Raw genomic sequence first — 18446 nt, 5'->3', positions numbered from 1 at the left:
CCTTTCCCGTCGAATGGATCCATTTGACTCAAAAGAGGAGGGGGAGGGTGACGATGACGATCAGCGCCCACACCCCGTAGACGGGTAGTAGCGACGTCTGCCACCGCTCCAACTCGCGGGCGGCGCCTGGGTGCGTGCGCAACAGACGCACCAGCAGCCAGGCGCTGACCGCGAGGTTGATCAGCAAGATCACGTTGATGCCGAGCACCACGGTGCGGTTGATGGTCCAGCCGTCATCCAGGCGGCCCACGATGTTGACGAGCGCGACGGCGTCGAGCACGAGTGCCCCGGCCACGAGCGCCAGTTGGGTGCGTTCGAACCACCCGGCCACCGCATCGTCCGGCCTGGCAGTGAGGCTGTAAAGCACCAGCCCCACGGCGATCACCAGCACCAGGTCGCACACGAGCAGCACGTCGCGGTCGAGGTTGGCGACCTCCCCGCTCAGTGCGACCACCGCGATGAGCGCGACGAAGGTCACCGCGAACAGTGGGGTGAACACGCGCGCCAGCACGGGCGCCATGTTCTCGATCACCGACTGTTTGGAGTCCACGAGCCACGCGGCGATCACCACAGCGCCCGCCGCGCCCGACGGGATCAGCCAGCCCTCGACAAAGACGTTGGCGTTGACGCCTGCAGCCTCGGAGACGGCCATGACGACGCCTGTGAGCGCGCCGCCTCCCGCGGCCAGTAGTGCCAGGTAAATGACCCACTCGCCGGTAAAGCGCACGGCGTCCATGCGTCCGTCGACGCCGTTCCAGCGCCGTCCCGCATACGCGAGGCACACCACGAGCCACACCAGGATGGGCACGTGCAGCGCCGTCACGACGCTCGCGTCGGAGGCCGGGTCGAGCGGGTAGAGGTTGGCGACGGCGGCCACGGCCGCGAAGGCGAGGGCGGTGGCGGCGGTGAACGCCCGGCCTTGGGGCCGCCGCCACAACAGGTATCCCACGAGCGCGGCCATGCCCATGACTGCGAGGTTGGGTATCCAGAAGGCCTCGCCCGCGCCCCACAGCCGCGGCACCTGCACCAGCAGGCCTCCGGCGACACCAAAGGCGACGGCGGCGAGGCCGCCAGCACGCGCATCGGCCGGCGTGGCGGGGTTGGGCCCACCCAACACGAGCTGCTTCCACAACCGCTTGGAGTTCTCCCGAGCGAACTCGCGCGCGATCGCGTCTTGGCTGCCCAGGCGCTTCATGGCGACAAGGAAGGCCTCGTCTTCGCTGAGTCCGCTCGCCGTGAGAGCGTCGATGTGGCCCATGAGGTGGTCTTCGAGCTCGTCGACATCCGCGCCGTCCACTGAGCCGCGCCGCTCCATGTGAGCGCGCCACAGGGCAACCTGGGCGGTGAGGTCGTTGGCGCTTGCCGGCTCACTCATGCGAGGGCTCTTTGCGCTCCGAGCGCGGCGGGCCCGGCGCCGGCCGCGCGCAACTGCGTCTGGGTGCGATCCCATGCCGCCTCGAGCGCCGCGGATACCGCTGCCCACTGCGCGCGATGCTGTGTGATCGCCGTATCGCCCTGGGGTGTCAGCGAGTAGTACTTGCGGCGCCTGCCTGTGTCCGAGGCGCCCCACCTGCTGTCGACGAGCCCTTGGCGTTCGAGCCTGTGCAGCAAGGGGTAGAGCAGGCCGTCGGTCCACTCGAGGTCACCGCCGGACAGTTCGCCCACGCGCTTGATGATCGCGTAGCCATAGCTGTCGCCCTCGGCGAGGATGCTCAGCACGAGTGGCGCGGCGCTCGCGGCCACGAGGTCCTTGGGGATGTCCACTGCTCACCTCCTGCGGGCGCATTCGCATCCCTTGAAGCAGTATGCATAGCAGTTCTAGGTATGTCAAAGCCCTCCCTCCTCTGGCCCGGTCCGCGGCACCGCTCCCCACCCCCTCTCCCCACCCCCTCTCACGATGAAAATGGATCCATTTGACGGGGGAGGGGGTGGTCTTTCACAGGGCGCCTCGATACGATGGCCGTTCCGTCCCGACCTGTCCCTGACCTGGGCTTTGCCCTCACCGAGACTCAGGAGGCCGCGCCGATGAGCGGGCACCACCATGGACCCGGCGGCCACGCAGGCGCCGTCCACCGCTGGAGACTGAACCTCGCGCTTGTGCTCGTGGTGACTTTCACCGCCGTCGAGATTGCGGCCGCGTGGCTGTCAGGGTCGCTCGCCCTGCTGGCCGATGCGGGGCACATGCTCGCGGACACCGTCACCTTGACGGTCGCGACTATCGCCACGGCGATCGCCGCCCGCACTCGCCGCAGCACTCACTCGAGCTACGGCGCGTATCGGGTCGAGATCTTCGCGTCCGCCATCGCGGTACTCATCATGCTCGCGACCGCGGTGGGCGTGGTCGTGGTCGCGTTCGCGCAAGGCGGCGATCACTCGGTGGAGACCACGCCCATGCTCGTGGTCGGCGTGCTGGGCCTGCTGGTCAACCTGGTGACGCTACTGATTTTGCGTCCCGGCGCGAAGGACTCGCTCAACGTCAAGGGCGCCTACCTCGAGGTCATGGCCGATGCGCTGGGCTCGGTAGGCGTGATCGTCGCCGGAGTCCTGGTGGTGTGGACAGGCGACGCCGTCTGGGACATCGTGCTCGCGTGCGCCGTAGGAGCTTTCGTGGTGGTGCGGGCCATTGCGCTGGGCCGTGAGGTGGTGCACGTGCTCGCGCAACACACTCCGCACGACGTCGACGCGGCGGCGCTCGAAGCCGAACTCGCCGCCATCGACGGCGTCCGCGAGGTCCACGACCTGCACGTGTGGACCCTGACGTCGGGCATGAACGTCATGACGGTGCACCTGCACGTCGACGAGGACGCCGATGCGGACACGGTGCTGTCGCGGGCTCGGGCGGTGGCTGCGACCACCTACCGCCTTGAGCACGCGACCGTTCAGATCGAACGCACCATGTCGCATGCGTGCGAAGAGCTTGCCTGGTAGCGCTACATCTCCTCGTGCGTGGCGGGGTCGCCGTCGAACAGGCGTCCATCGGCGCGGGTGAGTGCGCTGATCGCCGCCATCTGCGCCTCCGTGAGTTCGAAGCCGAACACGTCGAGGTTGGTGGCCTGACGCTCCGCCGTCGCCGACTTGGGCAGCGGCACGTTGCCCAACTGCACCTGCCAACGCAAGATCGCCTGAGCCGGCGTGACGCCGTGGGCTGCCGCGGCATCGGCCACGGCGGGCTCCCCAAAGGGTGCCTGACGCTTGCCCAGGGGAGACCACGACTGGGTGAGGATGCCGCGCTCGGCGTTGGTCGCGCGCATGTCCTCTTGAATGAAGTAGGGGTGCAGCTCGATCTGGTTGATGGCGGGGGTGACGCCGGTGTCGTCGACGATCGCCTCGAGGTGATCGGCGGTGAAGTTCGAGACGCCGATGGTGCGCACCACGTCGCGGTGCTGCAACTCCACCAGCGCACGCCACGCCTCGCGGAACTTGTTGGTGATGGGATTGGGCCAGTGGATCAGCAGGACGTCGATGCGGTCCACGCCCAGGCGCTCGCGTGACTCCAGGCCCGATGCGAGGGCCGAGTCGTAGTCGTGGTGGCGGCCGGGCAGCTTGGTCTGGATGGTGAGCTCGGAGGCGTCCACTCCATTGGCGGACAGCCAGTCGCGGGCGGCCTTGCCGACCTCGGCCTCGTTGCCGTAGTTGACTGCGGAATCCAGCAGTCGGTAGCCCACGTCGAGCGCGGAGGTGATGGCCGCGTGGGCCTCGTCCTCCTTGAGGGGGTACGTCCCGAAGCCGATGCCGGGGATCTGGTGGCCGTCGTTCAGAGTGCGCTCGGGAGTGGTCATGACTCCAACCTACGCCCGGCTACCGACATCGCTTGAGCGGTAGAAGGGGGTAGCGCTCGCCGATCACGCTTCGCTAGCGTGAGCCTCACCATGAGACCTCGCCTGCGCCCTGGATCCCCGACCGTCCGCACGCTCAGCGCAGTGGCGCTCGCCGCTGTCGGTGTGCCACTGCTCACGGGGTGCGGAGGCGATCCGGCCCCCATCGAGTCCGAGGATGGACAAGGGCCCGATGCGGTGGTCCAGAGCTTTCTCGACGCGCAGGCTGGCGGCGATTACGCCACCGCTCTCGCCCTGACGACCTCCGTCGCCGAGGACTTCGCGTGCGGCGAACTGGTGGCCGACGACGCGCCGAGCCGGAGCATGGTCGGCGCGACGGTCGTGGCCGACTCAGTGAATCTCAACGGGGATGCGGCGAGCGTGGACGTGAGCCTGGGTGGGGACAAGGACTTGACCCTGGAGCTCAAGCGCGAAGATGGCGCGTGGCTGGTGGAACTGCCTGACACTTACGGCCTCGAGGTGACCTTTGGCGAGCCCGCGGTGGCGCAGGTACGGCTCGCGGACGCCCCGTTCGCGGATGCCGACTGTGCGGTCACAGTGGTCGATGGGGCTGCAACGTTGACACTATTCCCGGCGACATATGTGGTCGAGGTCGTGGACCCTACTGGCGTGGTCACCTACCCGCAGTCGGAGGCGTTCTCGGTGGACGGGGTGGCGCGCGAGGCCTGGGAACTGGGCACGCCGGTGTCCGACGACGCGCTGGCGACGCTCCAGCGCGAGGTCGCTCAGGCTCGCTGGGACGCCGGGCTTGAGGAACTCACCCTCACGCGCGTGTGGACGGAGGACGGCGAGAGTTGGCTTGCGGAGCTCGACAGCGCCGACGGCCCGGTCACCGGCAGTCTTGAGCGCAACGATGAGGGCGACCTGGCGCTCGACCTGGACGTGTCATAGCGCACGGAGGCGCCCCCCACTAGAGCCGCCGGCCGTCCTTGAAGGCCTGGCGCATCGGCGGGACGAGCACGCCGTGGGACGCCATTGCCTGGCGCGTGCGCCGGCGTGAATGCAGGATGCCCGCGACCCCGATCACCCAGGGGATGGCCATGGCACTGAGCGCGATCCGGTAGTCGTTCAATCCGTATTCCGCGGTGCCCGGTGCGACCCACTGCAACACGGCGCCCACCAGCGCGACCGACAGCACGGTCGCGGCGAAACCGCCGATGTTGACGAATCCGGTCGCGGTGCCCAGGCGCCCGCGCACGCCAAACGTCCGGGCGTAGTCCATGCCGATCAGCGAGGCGGGGCCGCACGCGCCCAGCACCATCACGAGCACGGCGAGTTGCCACAGCGGGCGCGGTCCCGACGGGATCAGAACGGCGGCCCACGCGACCGCTGCGGCCATCGCGGCCGCGAGGATCAGCCAACTGCGTCGCAGGGGGTGGCGTGCGGTGAGCGCGCCGATGATGGGTGCGCTGGCCACGTTGGTGACGACCAGCAGGGTCAGCAATCCGCTAGCCGCGGCGGGCTCGAGTCCTTGGCCCTGGACAAAGAACGGCACGCCCCACAGCAGCGTCACGGTGTTCGCGGAGAACAGCCCGGTCCAGTGCGTCCAGAAGCCCAGCCGTACCCCTGGCGGGCGCACGGCCTCGCGCAAGGTGATGGGCGCATCGGCCCGCTGGGAGGCAGAAGGCGGCGCGGCTGGGGCGACCTCGCCCTGGGCGCCAGCGACGGACGGCACGGCGTGGTGGGCGTGGTCGTCGGGGGGCATACGGATCTGCCAGGCCGCCATGGCGGCGGCCGCCAGCCCGAGCGCGGCGAGGATCGCGAAGGCGGGGCTCCAGCCCTGAGCGTGCAGCAGCCACGCGACGGGAATCGCGCTCGCGATCTGGCCCACCTGGCCCAGCATGCCCATGATCTGCACCATCAGCGGCGCGCGCCGCGGCGGGAACCACTCGGATACCAGGCGGGTCGCGGCCACAAACACCGGTGCGTCGCCCGCGCCGATCAGCACGCGGGCTGCGAGCGCGAGGGGCAGGGTGTCGGCGAAGGCGAGCGCCAGCTGCCCGGCTCCCATGATGAGTGAGCCCGCGACGAGCATGCGGCGCGGTCCCCAGCGGTCGATCAGCACTCCGGCGGGCAACTGGAGAGCCGCGTAGACGCTGATCTGGACCACGGACAGCATCGACAGGCCGATCGCCTCGACGCCGAACCGGTCGAGCGCCTCCACGCCCGCGATGCCGAGCGACGTGCGCTGCACCACCGCGACAAAGTAGATGAAGGCTGCCGCACCCAGCACCGCCCACGCGGCGCGTGGGGTGGAGGTGCGAGTCACGGAGCAAGGGTACTCGCGGCCGCCCGGGACCCGTGTTCGCGTAGACCTCGCCCAGATCTGGGCGCGCGGCGCGCGCTACGCGTAGGCCAGGGTGAGTGGGGACGGCACCCGGCCATCGCATCGGCCGTGCGAACGGCGGGGATCAGCCGTGCGGCCGAAGGCGCGCGCGCGTACGGAGGGCTACCGTGGCGAGCGCGGGCGCATGGGCGCAGCGAGGGGAGCATCGCAATGGTGAGTGCAGCACCGACCGTGGTGGAGGACCTGCTGCTGGTGCTGTTCGACCCTCGCAACGGCTCCATTCATGGTGAGGGCACTCTGTACTACCCGCTCGCGGGCGCCGTGTTGTCGGAACTGGCGGTGGACGGCGCAGTCGAACTGAGTGAGGCGCGTTCGGCGTACAACGCGACGGTGACGGCGGTGGGTGTCCCGCCCGAGGACGCGTTGCTGCGTGACATGTGGGAGCGGGTGGACGCCAAGCCTCAGAAGGTCTACGCGCTGCTCACTGCGGTGGGTCCGCGGCTGCGCACCCCTGTGCTGGACCGGCTGGTCGAGCGCGGCGACATCGTCCGCACACGCGGCACGCGGTGGAAGGTCTTCCCGAGCACCAAGCTCAGCGACGGCGGCACGGGCCGCCGTGACGCGCTCATCGAGCAGTTGCATGCGGTGTTAGTCAACGGCATCGAGCCGCCGCCGCGCACTGCCATGCTCGCTGCGCTGCTGTCGGCGAGCGGTCAGTTGCACGCCCTCCACCGCGACATCCCGTGGTCGGGCGAGGTGCGGGCGCGCGGCAAGGCGCTCGAGAAGGGTGACTGGGGTGCCGCGGGCGTGAGCCAGGCCGTGAGCGCGGCGGCATCGGCCGTTGCGATCATGGTCGCCGCCACGGCGGCGGGGGCATCGGCAGGGTCGTAGCCGGGCCGGGCGCCGATGCGGCGCGGTCGCCGATGCGCCAGGCGCGTTAGCGTGGGCGCATGGCGCTCACCCTCGTGGAACTGACCCCCGACAACCTCGACGCTGCGGTGGCGCTGCCGCCCAAGCCGGGGGAGAGGTCCACCGTCGCGCCGGTCGTGTACTCCCTGGCGGAGGCCTACGTGAACCCCACCGCCTGGCCGCGGCTGATCGTCGACGGCGACGATCCGGTCGGCTTCGTCATGGCTAACTGGAATCCCGACAGCGACATCGAGGCGTTTCGGGCGGGCATCTGGCGCCTCAACGTCGCCGATGCGGCACGGGGGCGCGGCGTGGGCCGTTCTGCCGTCGAGCAGGTGGTCGCGGAGGCGCGCCGTCGCGGCCTGTCCCGCATCACGGTGATGTGGGTGCCGGGCGAGGACGGCCCCGAGGAGTTCTACCTCAAGTGCGGCTTCACGCCCACGGGCGAGGTGCTGTTTGGCGAGGTGGTGGGGGAGCGGGCCGTCTAGCCGTCGACCTCCGTGACACCTTCGTAGAGGCCCATCACGTTGCCGTCGGGGTCGGTGATGACGGCCCACCAGCTGGTCTCGGTGATCTCGGATTTGTCCATGACCACGGTGGCGCCGTGCTCCTTCGCAAGCGCGATGGTGTCGTCGATCGAGTCCACCTCGACGTAGCTGCGCGGCTGGCTGAACCCCTCGGACCGAGGCGCGAGGCCGCCACCGCTGATCTCGTTGGGCGCCTGCCACATGGGGTAGTCCTCGAAGCCGGGCGGAGCCGCGATCTGCCAGCCAAAAAGCGTCGAGTAGAACGACTTGGCGGCGTCCAGGTCGCTGACGGGAATGTCGATGTGGGTGATGTCGCCGTGTGCCATGGAGGGCCTCCTCGGTGTAGGGGTCGGCGTCGACGCTTCCCAGTGTGCCCTCTTCGCCCGCGCCTTGCCCGCTGCGCCCTAAAACCGCCCTCCCTCTCCGTCAAATGGATCCATTTTCATCGCGAAGGGATCGCCTCAGCCCCGGCTTCCCCAGCCATGCGGATCCGTGTGACGGGAAGCGGTCCCACTCACCGATCGCAGGCGCACACGTGGTTGAAGCACACGACCTCGTCGCCGTCCTCGGGGCGGGCCCACGCCTCTGCCTCCGCACGGTCGGTGAAGGTGCGCGGCGCGAGCCGGCCGTTGGCCATGAGCACGCTGAATTCGATCTCCTCGCGGGGATCCTGCCAGGTCTCGGCCAGCGGTGTGGACATCCTTCGAGGCTACGCCTGCGCGGTTGGTTTCGGTAGGGCCGATGCGTCCGCTGGCTTGGTGCCCGCCGCTAGCTGCGTGCGGCTCGCGCCCGACGCGCCTTCTCGACGCTGCCGCCGATCACGGCGCCCACGACGGCGCCCAGCAGGGCTCCGGTGGTGTTGAGGATGATGTCGTCGATGTCGGCGACGCGCCCGGCCCAGTATTGGGTCAGCTCGATGACGGTGGAAAACGTCGCTCCCACCACGGTGGCCAGGAGCAGGCGCACCCAGATTCCCCCGCGCCCGAGCAGGGCGATCACGAGCCCGAACGGCACGAACATCACGATGTTGCCCACCACATTGCGCCAGGCGCTGGTGTCTTGGTTATCGATCCCACGCTGAATCTCCTGGAAGGGGACCAGATTGAGGCCGCCGGTGCCGCGGTCGCCAGTCGCGATGACGGAGCCAAGGGTCGCCCACAGGATCGCCGCGACGCACACCACGAGCCCCGCCCACAGCAGTGACCGCATGCCTTTTCCCTGAGCCGCGCCGATGCCCCACACCGCGACGAGCACCACCAGCGCGACCACAGCGAAGGGCGCTAGGTCGCGGGCCTCGTCGGCCATGGCTGTGAGCATCGGTCTCCTCCAGACGCTGCCCGGCCACAGGCCTGCGAGTGGCCGCGGGGGTGAGCGCGCATCACTCTAACGCGCGAGACGGACAAATCGGCTCGCGTCCGTGCCCCCATACTTGGGCGTGGCGTCAGGCAAGGGTGGCCCGGGTGGCGTCGAGTAGTGCGGTCAGGACGTCGTCGGGGATCGGCCGAGCAGCGGTGAACGTCGCGCCCGTCTTCGAGTACTTGAGCCCCGCGGAGGTGAGGGCGTCCGCACAGGCGGCAATCGCATCGGCCGGAAGGTACAGGCCGCACTGCTCGCTGAATGCGGCGTAGCCGATCGCCGTCGTGGTGCCCAGGCGGAAGCCGGGCATGCCGTAGGCGACGGTCTCGACGGCCTCGGGCACAGCGGCGCCGATGCGCTGGCGCAGTCTCGTGAGCACGTCACGGAAGCGCTCGGGGGCAGCGGCGATGTAGGCATCGTGGGTGGTGGGTGCGGTCATGGCTTCCATCCTGATGCACCGGCGCACTAGCGTGAGCGGTGTGTCCGACAGCAACGTTGACAAGGCACCTGGAGACCGGGTGCCACCTCGAAGTGTGGGGTGGTTTCTCGCTGTCGGTTCGCCGATCTTCGCGGCCGTGGTCGCAGTCTGGTATTGGAACGATGGGATCGCGTCCATCCTGCTCAACAGCTGGTACATGGTGGTGACGTTCGTGTGTGGCGTGGTTATTCTGCGGGGGCGCAGGGTAGGTGCCGGTAGCTGAGCGACGGCGAGGTCAGCGCGGTACGCCAAGTGGGAAGCGCGCACAACTCTGCTACCTCGATGGATACGCCTGGCCGATAAAGCGTAGTCCAGGCAATTGCTGGGCCCAGTCCATCGGTTAGGTGTCTTCCCAGGTAAATTGCGCCCTTAACGTTGCGCAAGCACGATGGACTCGGTGTCCGGCGCCTGCAGGTGTTTCCTACTGGCCGGCGAGCCCCTGAGCCTGGCGTTCGCACTCAGGGCACGGGTCAGCGCGCGATACCGTCCACCACGGCCCGGTCGCCTCGGACGAGCACATCGGAGCTACGCCATCGCCCGCGTAGGCGTTCGGTTCGTCGCGAATGAGGTCTTCCGCTCATCTCCTTGCGATGTGCGCGCGGACGCGCCTCAACCGTCAGCGAGCCCAGCTCGGAAAATCCCGTGAGCGTCGCGCCGCGCGGCATCCCGGGAGGGTTTGCCCCAAGTTCGATTGACCTTAGCGCCGCCGTGCAAGGCCGCTTGACGGGGCAGGTGACGGACTCAGTCTCGGCAGTGTGATGAATCCGACACGATGGGTCTGTTGTCCGCTGAATGTGACGTGCGGAATGAATGGCGCATCCCACGAGCGGGACTGCTGAAGGTTCTGGTGACTCGAGGGGTTAGGCCGCGAGGGCGACCTGTGGGGCCATGATGGCTTCGTACTCGATGGGCGTCAACCGGCCCAGGACGCGTTGGCGGCGTCGGCGGTGATAGGTACGTTCGATCCAGGTCACGATCGCGATCCGGAGCTGTTCGCGACTGTCCCAGGCGCGGAGGTTGAGGACGTTCTTCTGCAAGAGTGCGAAGAAGGACTCCATGGCGGCGTTGTCACCAGCCGCGCCGACGCGTCCCATGGATCCGATCAGGCCGTGGCGGTCGAGTTCGTGCTGGTTTTTACGGCTTCGGAACTGGCTTCCGCGATCCGAGTGCACCGTGACAGGAGCGCTCGGGCGGCGGCGTTGGACGGCCATCCTGAGGGCGTCGACGGCCAGGTCGGATGTCATGCGCGCGTCGATCGAGTAGCCCACGATCCGGTTGGAGAACACGTCCTTGACCGCGCACAAATACAGCTTGCCTTCACGGGTGGGATGCTCGGTGATGTCGGTCAGCCACAACCGGTCAGGCTCGTCGGCACTAAACGTTCGCTGCACGAGATCGTCGCGCACCGGCGGTCCGACCTTGCCAGTCTTGCCCCGGCGCTTGCGCTGGATGACGGACGTGATCGCACGCTCCGAGCACACCCGCCACACCCGGCGCTCCGAGGCCGTGAAACCAGCGTCAGCGAGTTCGTCGGCGATGAACCGATACCCGAACGCGGGATCGTCGGCATGGACATCGAACGCGGCGTTGGCCAGGTGCGCGTCATCCCAGTCGCGGTCGGAGATGGGGGCTTTGAGCCAGCGATAGTAGGGCTGCTTGGCGATGTTCAGCACCCGACACGTCACCGCGACCGGCACCCTCACGGGAGCGGAAGGCGCGGCCAGCTCGCGGACGAGCGGGTAGATCATTTTGGGGAGCCACCGAGTTTCAGGTTGGCCTGCGACAGATACGCCGCCGCCCTCCGCAGGACCTCGTTCTCCTGCTCCAGCAGACAGTTGCGCCGACGCAGCTCACGGTTCTCGGCCGCCTGGTCTGTCGAGACTCCGACCTCGCGGCCCTCATCGACGGCTTCTTGCTTGATCCATCGCTGCAGACACGATGACGAGATCCCGAAATCCTTCGCGATCATCTCCAACGACGTGTCCGGACCGCGATTGCGAGCGACCCTGAGCACGTCCTCCTTGAACGCCTTCGGAAACGCCTTTTGCATGAGGAACTGAAGCGCCCCGGGTTTGGTGGAGGGTCTGAATCCCCGAGAGGATGATGATCATGCCGGCACCGAGGAGGTATCCGCAGGAGTTGCGGGAGCGGTCCATGAGGCTCGTGGCGCAGGCCCGCCGCGAGGATCCCGATCTGTCGTTGAATGCGGCGGTCGTGCGGATCGGACAGCGCACGGGCGTGAACCCCGACACCCTTCGTGGGTGGATGAAGCAAGCCCTGATCGACGCGGGCGAGCGCCCCGGCGTGACCACGAACGACGCCAAGCGCATCAAGGACCTCGAGGCTGAGGTGCGCGAGCTCAAGCGTGCCAACGACATCCTGTTGGCGGCTTCGAGTTTCTTCGCGCGGGAGCTCGACCCGCGACTTCCCTGGTAGTCGACTTCATCGATGAGTTCAAGGCTCGGTTCGGGGTCGAGCCGATCTGCCGCGTCCTGCGTGAGCATGGCGTGAGGATCGCCCCGTCCACCTACTACGCGTACCGCACGCGCCCCGTTGCCGCGCGCACGTTGCGTGACGAGGAACTGACGGTCGAGATCCAGCGGATCTTCTGGGACCGCAAGCTCGGCCGCGGCATCGCAGGGGCCCGCAAGATGTGGCATCTGCTGCGCCGTGAGGGCATCGTCGTGGCCCGCTGCACCGTTGAACGGCTCATGCGCGACCAGGGTCTGCGCGGCGTGCGTCGCGGCAAGCAGTACGTCACGACCCGACCGGACGAGCGCGCCACACGACCGTTGGACCTTGTCGAACGGGACTTCCGCGCCAGCCGTCCCGACGAGCTGTGGGTCGTGGACTTCACATACGTGCCCACCTGGTCGGGCATGGCGTTCACCGCGTTCGTCACCGACGTATACTCACGTCGGATCGTGGGCTGGCGCACCGCGACAGCGATGCCCACCGAGTTGCCCTTGGATGCCCTCGAGATGGCGTTGTGGGTGCGCGACCAGGCCGGACACGACGTCACCGGCGTGGTCCACCACTCGGATGCCGGCGCCCAATACACCGCGCTGCGCTACTGCGACCGGCTGGCCGAGGTCGGCGCGATCGCGTCGATTGGAACCGTTGGCGACAGCTATGACAACGCGCTGGCGCAGTCCGTCGTGGGCCTGTACAAGACCGAGTGCGTGAAGATCGACGGCCCATTCAGGACCGCAGACGAACTCGAACTCGCGACCCTGTCATGGGTGCACTGGTTCAACGAGAACCGCCTGCACTCGTCGATCGACTACCTCACGCCGCTGGAGCAGGAAGCGGCGTACTACAGTGACATCCACACCCGCCAGCAGACGCTGGCGGGACAACCCGCCCTCTAAGAAACCCGGGGCGCTTCACTCGCGGTATGTCAGCGCAGGGAGAGCATTTCAATCCCCGCCGAGCTGGGACTCAAGTTTCGACAGGACATCCCGTTCAGAACCCCCGAGTGGTACGCGGCGTACACCGGTCCGCGCAACGAGATCGAGTCGGAGAACAAGCGACTAAAGCAGGCCACCGGACCTTCCATCGATGAGGTCTCCCACCGACAGTTCCGCGGCTGGGGAAAGCAGGTGCTCGCGGTGGTCTGCAAGATTGTCGCTGCGAATCTGGACAGCATCCGCAAGTGGGCCGACGCGGACCCGACTGACGACGACCCGAACGAGAAGCAGCAGGTGAAGCGCGGAAGGAAGCTGACCTACTCGGGCTTCGCCAAGTACGGCACCGAGCCGGGCAGCGCACCACTCCGCATCCCGGGACGGCTCCCTCCCGACAAGCGCGCCGCGTAGCCGCCGCTCAGAACCCCAGAACCACCCCGACATGGCCCAGCCGGCAGGCGAGGGCCCTACTCGGCGTTGGCAACCGCAATGGGAGAGCTCGGAGAATCAGGCTTGGCGGCCCTTCGTCGCCCCAATGAACCCCACTCACTTGAGTACGGCCAACTGGAGCGCGGTCTCGTACAGTTACGCAACAGAAACGCCAGAGTTCTGCACGCTTCCCAGCAGTGGGCCCCGTGGGGCTCGAACCCACGACCTACGGATTAAAAGTCCGCTGCTCTACCAACTGAGCTAGAGGCCCGCGTGCAGAATCCTACGCGGGTACGGCGACTCCCAGTTCCCGCAGCCCCCGCCAGGCCATCGTCACATTGAGCGGCCGGTCCAGTCCCGCCCACAGCAGACACTTCTGGAGCGCAATGGCCTGCACGCGGGCTTCCAGCCCGGGGTCGTCGACACCAGTGGCCTCGCGGTACGCCGCGAGCGCGGCCTCCACGCCCGCCGCTGGCATTGCCGTATAGAGGAAGGCGAGGTCGACGGCTCTGTCGCACGCGGCCATCTTGCCCCAGTCGATGATCCCCGCGAAGGTGCCCTTGTCGCTCAACAGGTTGGAGCCATGCAGGTCGGCGTGCGACCACACGTACTCGGCTGCCGACGGTTCAGGTGCCGCAAGGCCTGCGTGCCACAGCGCCCTGGCCGATTCGGCGTCGAGTGCCAACCCGTCGTGCCCGGAACCCAGTTCCGCCCGGCCCAGCGCCCACATGGTTTCGTCGTCGCGCTGCGCGAGGGTGAGGGACTGCTCGGGGTTGACCCACGCATCGGCACTCGCGGGCGTGTGAATCTGCGCGATCGCCTGACCCACGTCGGGGCCGGCGGACGCGAACAGTGGCACAAGATCCGCCGTGCTCCCCGGCACCCACGTCACGACGGCCCACGGCCACGGGTAGCCCTCTCCCGGCTCTCCACGCGTGACCACGTGGGGGTAGGCGAACGTCCACTCGCCCGCGAGTTCGGTGGTGCAGCGCACCTCGCGCGCAAGGGACGCGACGGCGGGATCGGCACGCGGCAGTCGCACGGCGAGCGCGCCGCCCAGGCGGAACATCGCCATGTCCCAGCCGTCGAACCGTTCACCGAGCGGCAGGTCCGCGAACTGGGGCATCTGCGTATCGACCAGCGCGCGGGCCGTCGCCACAGAAATCGCAGGATGCGCGGCGGGTGGGCCCGTGTCGAGCGGTGTGTGCTCCGGCGCATCGGTCATGTGCGCGACGCTAGCACCGCGCCGCCACCCGCCACCCGCCACGCCGCCCGAGCCCGCCCCGCCCGAGCCCACCCCGCCCCATCCCCGGTTCGCGTAGACCTCGCCCACTTCACCGAGTTCGGTGCGCGCTACGCGTAGACCACGCCCACGGCCCCACCACGGCGCGCCCCGCCAGACGCCGAGGAAACTCAGGCCTGAGCGCCCACCTCGGTACGGGACCGGCGCGTTGCGCCCGAGGTGCGCCGCGCATCGGCTGTCCCGAGCCGTGCCATCGCACCCACGCGGCGCTCAAGCCCCGCGGATTCGGTGTGCCGCACCGAGCCGATGCGCGTGACGCCCACCGTGCGCACGCCGCAGTACCAGAGGGTCGCGGTGCGCAGTGCTCGCACGCCCGCGTCGCGGTACAGCACGCGGCTCCACCAGCCGGGGGAATCCATAGTCATCACGATGCGCGCGGTGCGGCCCGTGAGCAGCCGGTCCCACGCAGAGCCGGCGGGGCGGTAGGCGAACGCGAAGCCCGACAGCAGCACACGGTCGATCCAGGCCTTGAACGCGGCGGGGTAGGTGCCCCACCACTGGGGGAAGAAGAACACGAGGTGGTCGGCCCAGTCGACGTCGTCGATGTACGCGGCGGCGGCGGGGTCGAGCGGCAAGTCCTCGGGCCGGTCGGCGCGCGGGGTGCGGAGTTGATCGCGCAGTGACGGGTGCTCGGGGATGGGATCGGCGGCGAGGTCGTGGACGCGCACCTGAGCCCCTGCTGCCTGCGCCGCCTCCACGTAGGAACGCGCAAGGCCGTGGTCGAGGGAGTCGCCCAGCGGCGTGCCAACGACGACCAGGATCCGTGTCGCCGCGCTCATCCCAGTGCTCCCTTCTCGCGCATGATCTCGAGCAGCGTGTTGAGTTGCGCGTTGAGGACGGTGGGGTCGATCCCGTCTGCGCGCGGGTCGGCGAGGGTCGCGGTGAAGGCGTCGTCGAGTTCGCGGCCGGCCTTGCGTACGAGCACGCGCGCCTTGTCGGTGAGCGAGACGATCACGCGGCGGGCGTGGTCGGGGTCGGAGGACGTCGTGATCCAGCCGTCCTGTGCCAGGGCGGGAACTCGCTTGCTCACCGCGGCCTTGGACACGCCCAGGCAGCGCGCGAGCGACGTGATGTCGGCCGGTTCGACGTCCGCGCACACGGCCAGAAACAAGAAGGTGGGGCCGGAGACGCCGTGACGTGACTGCAGGATGTGGTCGGCCGCGAGGTCAATCTCGGAGACCAGTTCGTGGAGGGTGAAGGTCAGCTTGTCGGACATGTCAACCAGTTAACAACCAAGGAGTCCAAGTTGTCAACAGGTTGACAACTTGACCCGTCCGGAGGGCCGATGCGCGGGCTGGGCTGTCGTCCGAGAGGCGAGCGAGCATCGGCCGGGAGGGCTGGCACGGCGGGTTGCCGATGGCCACCCATCGGCCGTACGGCCGATTTCTTCAAACCAGGGACTACCAGGCCTTTTCCTACTGTCGGCGCGCGGCTACATTGAGGCCACACATGAGGAGGTGCGGCCATGGGTGTGGCGCTGCTGGTGATCGTTCTATCGCTGATCGCGTTGATCGCGCCGCGCGCGCTGTGGTGGGCGCGTGCGATCGTGTCGCTGCGCACGCCCGAGCTCGTCGAGCCGAGCCCGGGACAGCTCGCGTTCGCCCGTGTGGGCGCGCTCGTCGGCCTTGGGGCGGGGGTCGCCTGGGGCGTGTTGAGTATGCCGCGGCTCAACGAGGACGCGGCGTTGCGCGCGTCCGGCGTGGTTGCCCTCCTGACGGCAGCGGCGATCGCGGGGATGCTCGTCTACGCGGTGAGGGTGTGGCGCCGCACGCCCGAGGATCAGCTCCCTCCGGACGAGCCGAGCGACCTTGCGTACAAGGCGCAGACGGTCGTGTTCGCGGGGCTCGCGGTCGGGGCGGCTGTGATGGGGGCCGTGATGTGGGCGCAGCCGCTGGGCGAGCCCGTCAACGAGGAGTGGGTCGCCGCATCGGTCGACGAATGGGGAGCCGCCTTCAGTCACGGGGCGCAGCAATGGGAGAGCCGACCGGGCGCCATGGCGATCGACCCGGTCGGCACCTACGTCGTGATCGATCCGTTCTTCAAGGAGCCGGCCGGACTTTGGACGGCCGCAGAGGCCGAGGGCGAAGAGGCCCTGGCGATGCTCGAGGCCGCTGACCTGCTGCTCATCGCCGAGCGCGACTTCAGTTGCGAGATCGACGGCGCAGTCGTCCACGAGGTCAACAGGGCCGACGGCTACTCCAATGTCGAGGTGGCGCTGGTCTCGAGTGAGCACGCGGATCTGGGCGACTGCCTGGGCGGCTCGCCGGCACGCGCTGCCAAGCAGACGGCCTTCGTGACGCTGTCCGAGCCGCTCGGGGCGCGACCGGTCAGGGGGCTCGACGTGGCCGAATGCACGACGCCGCGGTGGGGAGCAACCTCAAGCGCGGCCCCCGGGAGCGATCCGGTGGACCACTGCGCGCAGCCGTGGGTCGAGGATGTCGACGAGTACTCGGACTACGTCGACGTGGGGCGAGCCCAGCCCTAGGCGTGCCGCCCCGTGTGGTGGGTGGCGACGGCAGTGTCGCCGGGCCCTTTGCACGGGGGCGCGGCGGCGCTACATTGAGGTCACTTCTGAGGGGGTAGGGCCATGTGGTGGTCGTGGTTGCTCGTCGCAATGGGCCTGGTACAGGTGCTGGTTCCGCACGCGGCGTGGCGCGCCGGGGCGATGCTGTCGCTGCGGACTCCTGAACGCGTCGCGCCCAGTGGGCGCCAGGTCGCCTACTGGCGCGTGGGCGGCGTGGTGCTGCTCGGCCTTGGTGCCGTGAGCGTCGTCGCTCACCTGCCGTTCGAGGACGACGACGTCGCGTTGCGCCTCATGGCGATCGGCAGCGTCCTGACCGCCGCAGCCATCGCTGGCATGCTCATCGTTGCCCTGCGCGCCCACGCGCGCTCCGACGACGCGGACCTGCCGCCGGATGAGCCGAGCTCGCTGGCCTACGGCGCTACCACGGTCGCGTTTGCAGGGCTCGCCGTCGGGGCCGTGATCTTTGGCGCGGTCGCATGGGCACAGACCTCGAGTGACGATCGCCACGACCAGTGGGTGGCCGATGCGGTTGAGGAGTGGGGGGCGGTGTTCAGCCACGAGCAACGCCAGTGGGCTGAGCGGCCGGGTGGGATGGCGGTTGATCCCGTTGGCTCGTACGTCGTCATCGACCACGACCTCGAAAGCCCCGCCGAGCTCTTTGCCGCCGCGACCGCGCTGGGTGACGAGGCGCTCTCGATGCTCGATGCCGCGGACATGCTGCTGATCGCGAGCCCGGAGTTGGGGTGCGCCGTCGACGGCGCGGTGGTGCGTGACGTGTCTCGCGGCAACGGGGAGGCCGTCGTGGAGGTGGCGCTGGTGTCCGGCGACCACGCTGACCTGAGCGCGTGCCTGGGTGACGCACATGGCACGGTAACGGAGCAAGGTGTGCTCGTGTCGCTCGGGGGCCCGTTGGATCTACGGACAGTCCGGGGGCTCGAGGTCGCCGAGTGCGGGCTCGCGCGGCCCGGTCATGGTGACGTGGGCGGTGACAGTGACGCGGGCGCCGACGGCGGCGCCAGCATCGACCACTGTGCCGACCCTTGGCCTGAGGAGGTCGGCGAGTACGCGGGTGACCTGTCGTTCGGCCTCACCACCGACTAGCAGAGCGGCGCCTCGCAGGCCCACGCATGACGAAGCCCCCGATCACCGGGCGGTTTCTAGGGTTCCTCGCAACACCTGTTGGTCTATGTGGTGATCAGTAGATCACGCAGACGCTCGGCTGGAGTATTCCAGTCGAGCGTTTTGCGTGGTCGGCCGTTGAGTTCCTGAGCGACGTGCTCGAGGTCCAACGGACTGTGGACGGACAGGTTGGTGCCCTTGGGGAAGTACTGGCGCAGGAGCCCGTTGGTGTTCTCGTTCGAGCCGCGCTGCCAGGGTGAGTGAGGGTCGC

21 protein-coding genes and 1 tRNA gene are annotated in these 18446 nt (G+C 68.7%); 8 read left to right on the top strand and 14 right to left on the bottom strand.

Features of this window, described 5'->3' with window-relative positions; translation table 11 throughout:
• Window positions 1–28: 28 nt before the first annotated feature.
• Entirely contained in the window at window positions 29–1375 is a 1347-nt protein-coding gene (locus tag ACK5NO_RS10525) for a permease prefix domain 1-containing protein (RefSeq protein ID WP_416812631.1), read from the bottom strand.
• Window positions 1372–1764, bottom strand: coding sequence for a PadR family transcriptional regulator (locus ACK5NO_RS10520; protein WP_416812630.1), 393 nt, complete (start codon window positions 1762–1764; stop codon window positions 1372–1374). Before ACK5NO_RS10520 ends, ACK5NO_RS10525 begins: the two co-directional genes overlap by 4 nt.
• Before the next feature lie 192 nt (window positions 1765–1956).
• On the opposite strand from ACK5NO_RS10520, the gene ACK5NO_RS10515 reads away from it, so the two are divergent.
• Window positions 1957–2928, top strand: a complete 972-nt coding sequence (locus tag ACK5NO_RS10515; RefSeq protein ID WP_416812629.1) for a cation diffusion facilitator family transporter — start codon at window positions 1957–1959, stop codon at window positions 2926–2928.
• 2 nt (window positions 2929–2930) lie between these two features.
• Here ACK5NO_RS10515 and ACK5NO_RS10510 read toward each other — a convergent pair whose 3' ends face one another.
• Window positions 2931–3779: an aldo/keto reductase gene (locus ACK5NO_RS10510; RefSeq protein ID WP_416812628.1), complete on the bottom strand. Its 849-nt coding sequence runs from the start codon at window positions 3777–3779 to the stop codon at window positions 2931–2933.
• 90 nt (window positions 3780–3869) lie between these two features.
• Between ACK5NO_RS10510 and ACK5NO_RS10505 the strand changes: the two genes are divergently transcribed.
• Entirely contained in the window at window positions 3870–4727 is an 858-nt protein-coding gene (locus tag ACK5NO_RS10505; protein WP_416812627.1) for a hypothetical protein, read from the top strand.
• Window positions 4728–4746: 19 nt separating this feature from the next.
• Here ACK5NO_RS10505 and ACK5NO_RS10500 read toward each other — a convergent pair whose 3' ends face one another.
• Window positions 4747–6105 (bottom strand): MFS transporter, encoded by a 1359-nt coding sequence (locus ACK5NO_RS10500; protein ID WP_416812626.1) that lies wholly within the window; start codon window positions 6103–6105, stop codon window positions 4747–4749.
• 231 nt (window positions 6106–6336) lie between these two features.
• On the opposite strand from ACK5NO_RS10500, the gene ACK5NO_RS10495 reads away from it, so the two are divergent.
• Window positions 6337–7014, top strand: a complete 678-nt coding sequence (locus ACK5NO_RS10495; RefSeq protein ID WP_416812625.1) for a GOLPH3/VPS74 family protein — start codon at window positions 6337–6339, stop codon at window positions 7012–7014.
• Between the two features lie 59 nt (window positions 7015–7073).
• Entirely contained in the window at window positions 7074–7520 is a 447-nt protein-coding gene (locus tag ACK5NO_RS10490; RefSeq protein ID WP_416812624.1) for a GNAT family N-acetyltransferase, read from the top strand.
• Here the strand turns inward: ACK5NO_RS10490 and ACK5NO_RS10485 are convergent.
• The 5 genes from ACK5NO_RS10485 to ACK5NO_RS10465 all read right to left on the bottom strand — a co-directional run bounded on the left by ACK5NO_RS10485 (window position 7517) and on the right by ACK5NO_RS10465 (window position 11443).
• Window positions 7517–7885, bottom strand: coding sequence for a VOC family protein (locus ACK5NO_RS10485; RefSeq protein WP_416812623.1), 369 nt, complete (start codon window positions 7883–7885; stop codon window positions 7517–7519). The genes ACK5NO_RS10490 and ACK5NO_RS10485 overlap by 4 nt on opposite strands.
• 188 nt (window positions 7886–8073) lie before the next feature.
• Window positions 8074–8259 (bottom strand): hypothetical protein, encoded by a 186-nt coding sequence (locus tag ACK5NO_RS10480; RefSeq protein ID WP_416812622.1) that lies wholly within the window; start codon window positions 8257–8259, stop codon window positions 8074–8076.
• Between the two features lie 68 nt (window positions 8260–8327).
• Window positions 8328–8876 (bottom strand): VanZ family protein, encoded by a 549-nt coding sequence (locus ACK5NO_RS10475; protein ID WP_416812621.1) that lies wholly within the window; start codon window positions 8874–8876, stop codon window positions 8328–8330.
• Window positions 8877–9000: 124 nt separating this feature from the next.
• The gene (locus ACK5NO_RS10470; protein WP_416812620.1) at window positions 9001–9354 is read right to left on the bottom strand and encodes an iron chaperone; all 354 of its coding nucleotides are present in this window, start codon (window positions 9352–9354) and stop codon (window positions 9001–9003) included.
• 899 nt (window positions 9355–10253) lie between these two features.
• Window positions 10254–11443, bottom strand: a protein-coding gene (locus ACK5NO_RS10465) for an IS3 family transposase (RefSeq protein ID WP_416812619.1) whose coding sequence is annotated in 2 segments (ribosomal slippage) — window positions 10254–11174 and window positions 11177–11443 — 1188 coding nt in all. Because the reading frame shifts where the segments join, the coding sequence is not laid out codon by codon here.
• Window positions 11444–11502: 59 nt separating this feature from the next.
• Between ACK5NO_RS10465 and ACK5NO_RS10460 the strand changes: the two genes are divergently transcribed.
• Together ACK5NO_RS10460 and ACK5NO_RS10455 are read left to right on the top strand one after the other, a co-directional pair.
• Window positions 11503–12764, top strand: a protein-coding gene (locus tag ACK5NO_RS10460) for an IS3 family transposase (RefSeq protein ID WP_416812618.1) whose coding sequence is annotated in 2 segments (ribosomal slippage) — window positions 11503–11788 and window positions 11788–12764 — 1263 coding nt in all. Because the reading frame shifts where the segments join, the coding sequence is not laid out codon by codon here.
• A 240-nt stretch (window positions 12765–13004) separates the two neighbouring features.
• Window positions 13005–13211 (top strand): hypothetical protein, encoded by a 207-nt coding sequence (locus ACK5NO_RS10455; protein ID WP_416812617.1) that lies wholly within the window; start codon window positions 13005–13007, stop codon window positions 13209–13211.
• Between the two features lie 216 nt (window positions 13212–13427).
• Here the strand turns inward: ACK5NO_RS10455 and ACK5NO_RS10450 are convergent.
• The 4 genes from ACK5NO_RS10450 to ACK5NO_RS10435 all read right to left on the bottom strand — a co-directional run bounded on the left by ACK5NO_RS10450 (window position 13428) and on the right by ACK5NO_RS10435 (window position 15748).
• A tRNA-Lys gene (locus tag ACK5NO_RS10450) sits at window positions 13428–13500 on the bottom strand.
• A gap of 12 nt (window positions 13501–13512) precedes the next feature.
• Window positions 13513–14454: a phosphotransferase gene (locus ACK5NO_RS10445; protein ID WP_416812616.1), complete on the bottom strand. Its 942-nt coding sequence runs from the start codon at window positions 14452–14454 to the stop codon at window positions 13513–13515.
• 188 nt (window positions 14455–14642) lie between these two features.
• Window positions 14643–15311 (bottom strand): NAD(P)H-dependent oxidoreductase, encoded by a 669-nt coding sequence (locus tag ACK5NO_RS10440; RefSeq protein ID WP_416812615.1) that lies wholly within the window; start codon window positions 15309–15311, stop codon window positions 14643–14645.
• A complete protein-coding gene (locus ACK5NO_RS10435; RefSeq protein WP_416812614.1) occupies window positions 15308–15748 on the bottom strand; it encodes a MarR family winged helix-turn-helix transcriptional regulator in 441 nt (146 codons plus the stop codon). The genes ACK5NO_RS10440 and ACK5NO_RS10435 overlap by 4 nt, the downstream gene beginning before the upstream one ends.
• Before the next feature lie 249 nt (window positions 15749–15997).
• On the opposite strand from ACK5NO_RS10435, the gene ACK5NO_RS10430 reads away from it, so the two are divergent.
• Both ACK5NO_RS10430 and ACK5NO_RS10425 read left to right on the top strand, forming a co-directional pair.
• Window positions 15998–17017 carry a hypothetical protein gene (locus tag ACK5NO_RS10430; protein WP_416812613.1) on the top strand — a complete coding sequence of 340 codons (1020 nt, stop codon included), beginning with the start codon at window positions 15998–16000 and terminating at the stop codon, window positions 17015–17017.
• 102 nt (window positions 17018–17119) lie between these two features.
• Window positions 17120–18157, top strand: a complete 1038-nt coding sequence (locus tag ACK5NO_RS10425) for a hypothetical protein (protein WP_416812612.1) — start codon at window positions 17120–17122, stop codon at window positions 18155–18157.
• Between the two features lie 83 nt (window positions 18158–18240).
• Here ACK5NO_RS10425 and ACK5NO_RS10420 read toward each other — a convergent pair.
• A partial coding sequence (locus tag ACK5NO_RS10420; protein ID WP_416812611.1) for a transposase occupies window positions 18241–18446 on the bottom strand: 206 nt, incomplete at its 5' end.

It is taken from the genome of Demequina sp., from assembly GCF_047975725.1.
Lineage (GTDB): Bacteria > Actinomycetota > Actinomycetes > Actinomycetales > Demequinaceae > Demequina.
Note: the sequence above shows the minus strand (reverse complement) of the source record. Positions and strands in the feature narration are given on the sequence as shown.

Excerpts from the sequence above, each read along its gene's own strand:
- ACK5NO_RS10480 (WP_416812622.1), bottom strand. The coding sequence starts at position 8,259 with ATGTCCACACCGCTGGCCGAGACCTGGCAGGATCCCCGCGAGGAGATC.
- ACK5NO_RS10445 (WP_416812616.1), bottom strand. The coding sequence starts at position 14,454 with ATGACCGATGCGCCGGAGCACACACCGCTCGACACGGGCCCACCCGCC.
- ACK5NO_RS10510 (WP_416812628.1), bottom strand. The coding sequence starts at position 3,779 with ATGACCACTCCCGAGCGCACTCTGAACGACGGCCACCAGATCCCCGGC.
- ACK5NO_RS10515 (WP_416812629.1), top strand. The coding sequence starts at position 1,957 with ATGGCCGTTCCGTCCCGACCTGTCCCTGACCTGGGCTTTGCCCTCACC.
- ACK5NO_RS10525 (WP_416812631.1), bottom strand. The coding sequence starts at position 1,375 with ATGAGTGAGCCGGCAAGCGCCAACGACCTCACCGCCCAGGTTGCCCTG.
- ACK5NO_RS10470 (WP_416812620.1), bottom strand. The coding sequence starts at position 9,354 with ATGACCGCACCCACCACCCACGATGCCTACATCGCCGCTGCCCCCGAG.
- ACK5NO_RS10435 (WP_416812614.1), bottom strand. The coding sequence starts at position 15,748 with ATGTCCGACAAGCTGACCTTCACCCTCCACGAACTGGTCTCCGAGATT.
- ACK5NO_RS10425 (WP_416812612.1), top strand. The coding sequence starts at position 17,120 with ATGTGGTGGTCGTGGTTGCTCGTCGCAATGGGCCTGGTACAGGTGCTG.
- ACK5NO_RS10430 (WP_416812613.1), top strand. The coding sequence starts at position 15,998 with ATGGGTGTGGCGCTGCTGGTGATCGTTCTATCGCTGATCGCGTTGATC.
- ACK5NO_RS10490 (WP_416812624.1), top strand. The coding sequence starts at position 7,074 with ATGGCGCTCACCCTCGTGGAACTGACCCCCGACAACCTCGACGCTGCG.
- ACK5NO_RS10440 (WP_416812615.1), bottom strand. The coding sequence starts at position 15,311 with ATGAGCGCGGCGACACGGATCCTGGTCGTCGTTGGCACGCCGCTGGGC.
- ACK5NO_RS10485 (WP_416812623.1), bottom strand. The coding sequence starts at position 7,885 with ATGGCACACGGCGACATCACCCACATCGACATTCCCGTCAGCGACCTG.
- ACK5NO_RS10475 (WP_416812621.1), bottom strand. The coding sequence starts at position 8,876 with ATGCTCACAGCCATGGCCGACGAGGCCCGCGACCTAGCGCCCTTCGCT.
- ACK5NO_RS10505 (WP_416812627.1), top strand. The coding sequence starts at position 3,870 with ATGAGACCTCGCCTGCGCCCTGGATCCCCGACCGTCCGCACGCTCAGC.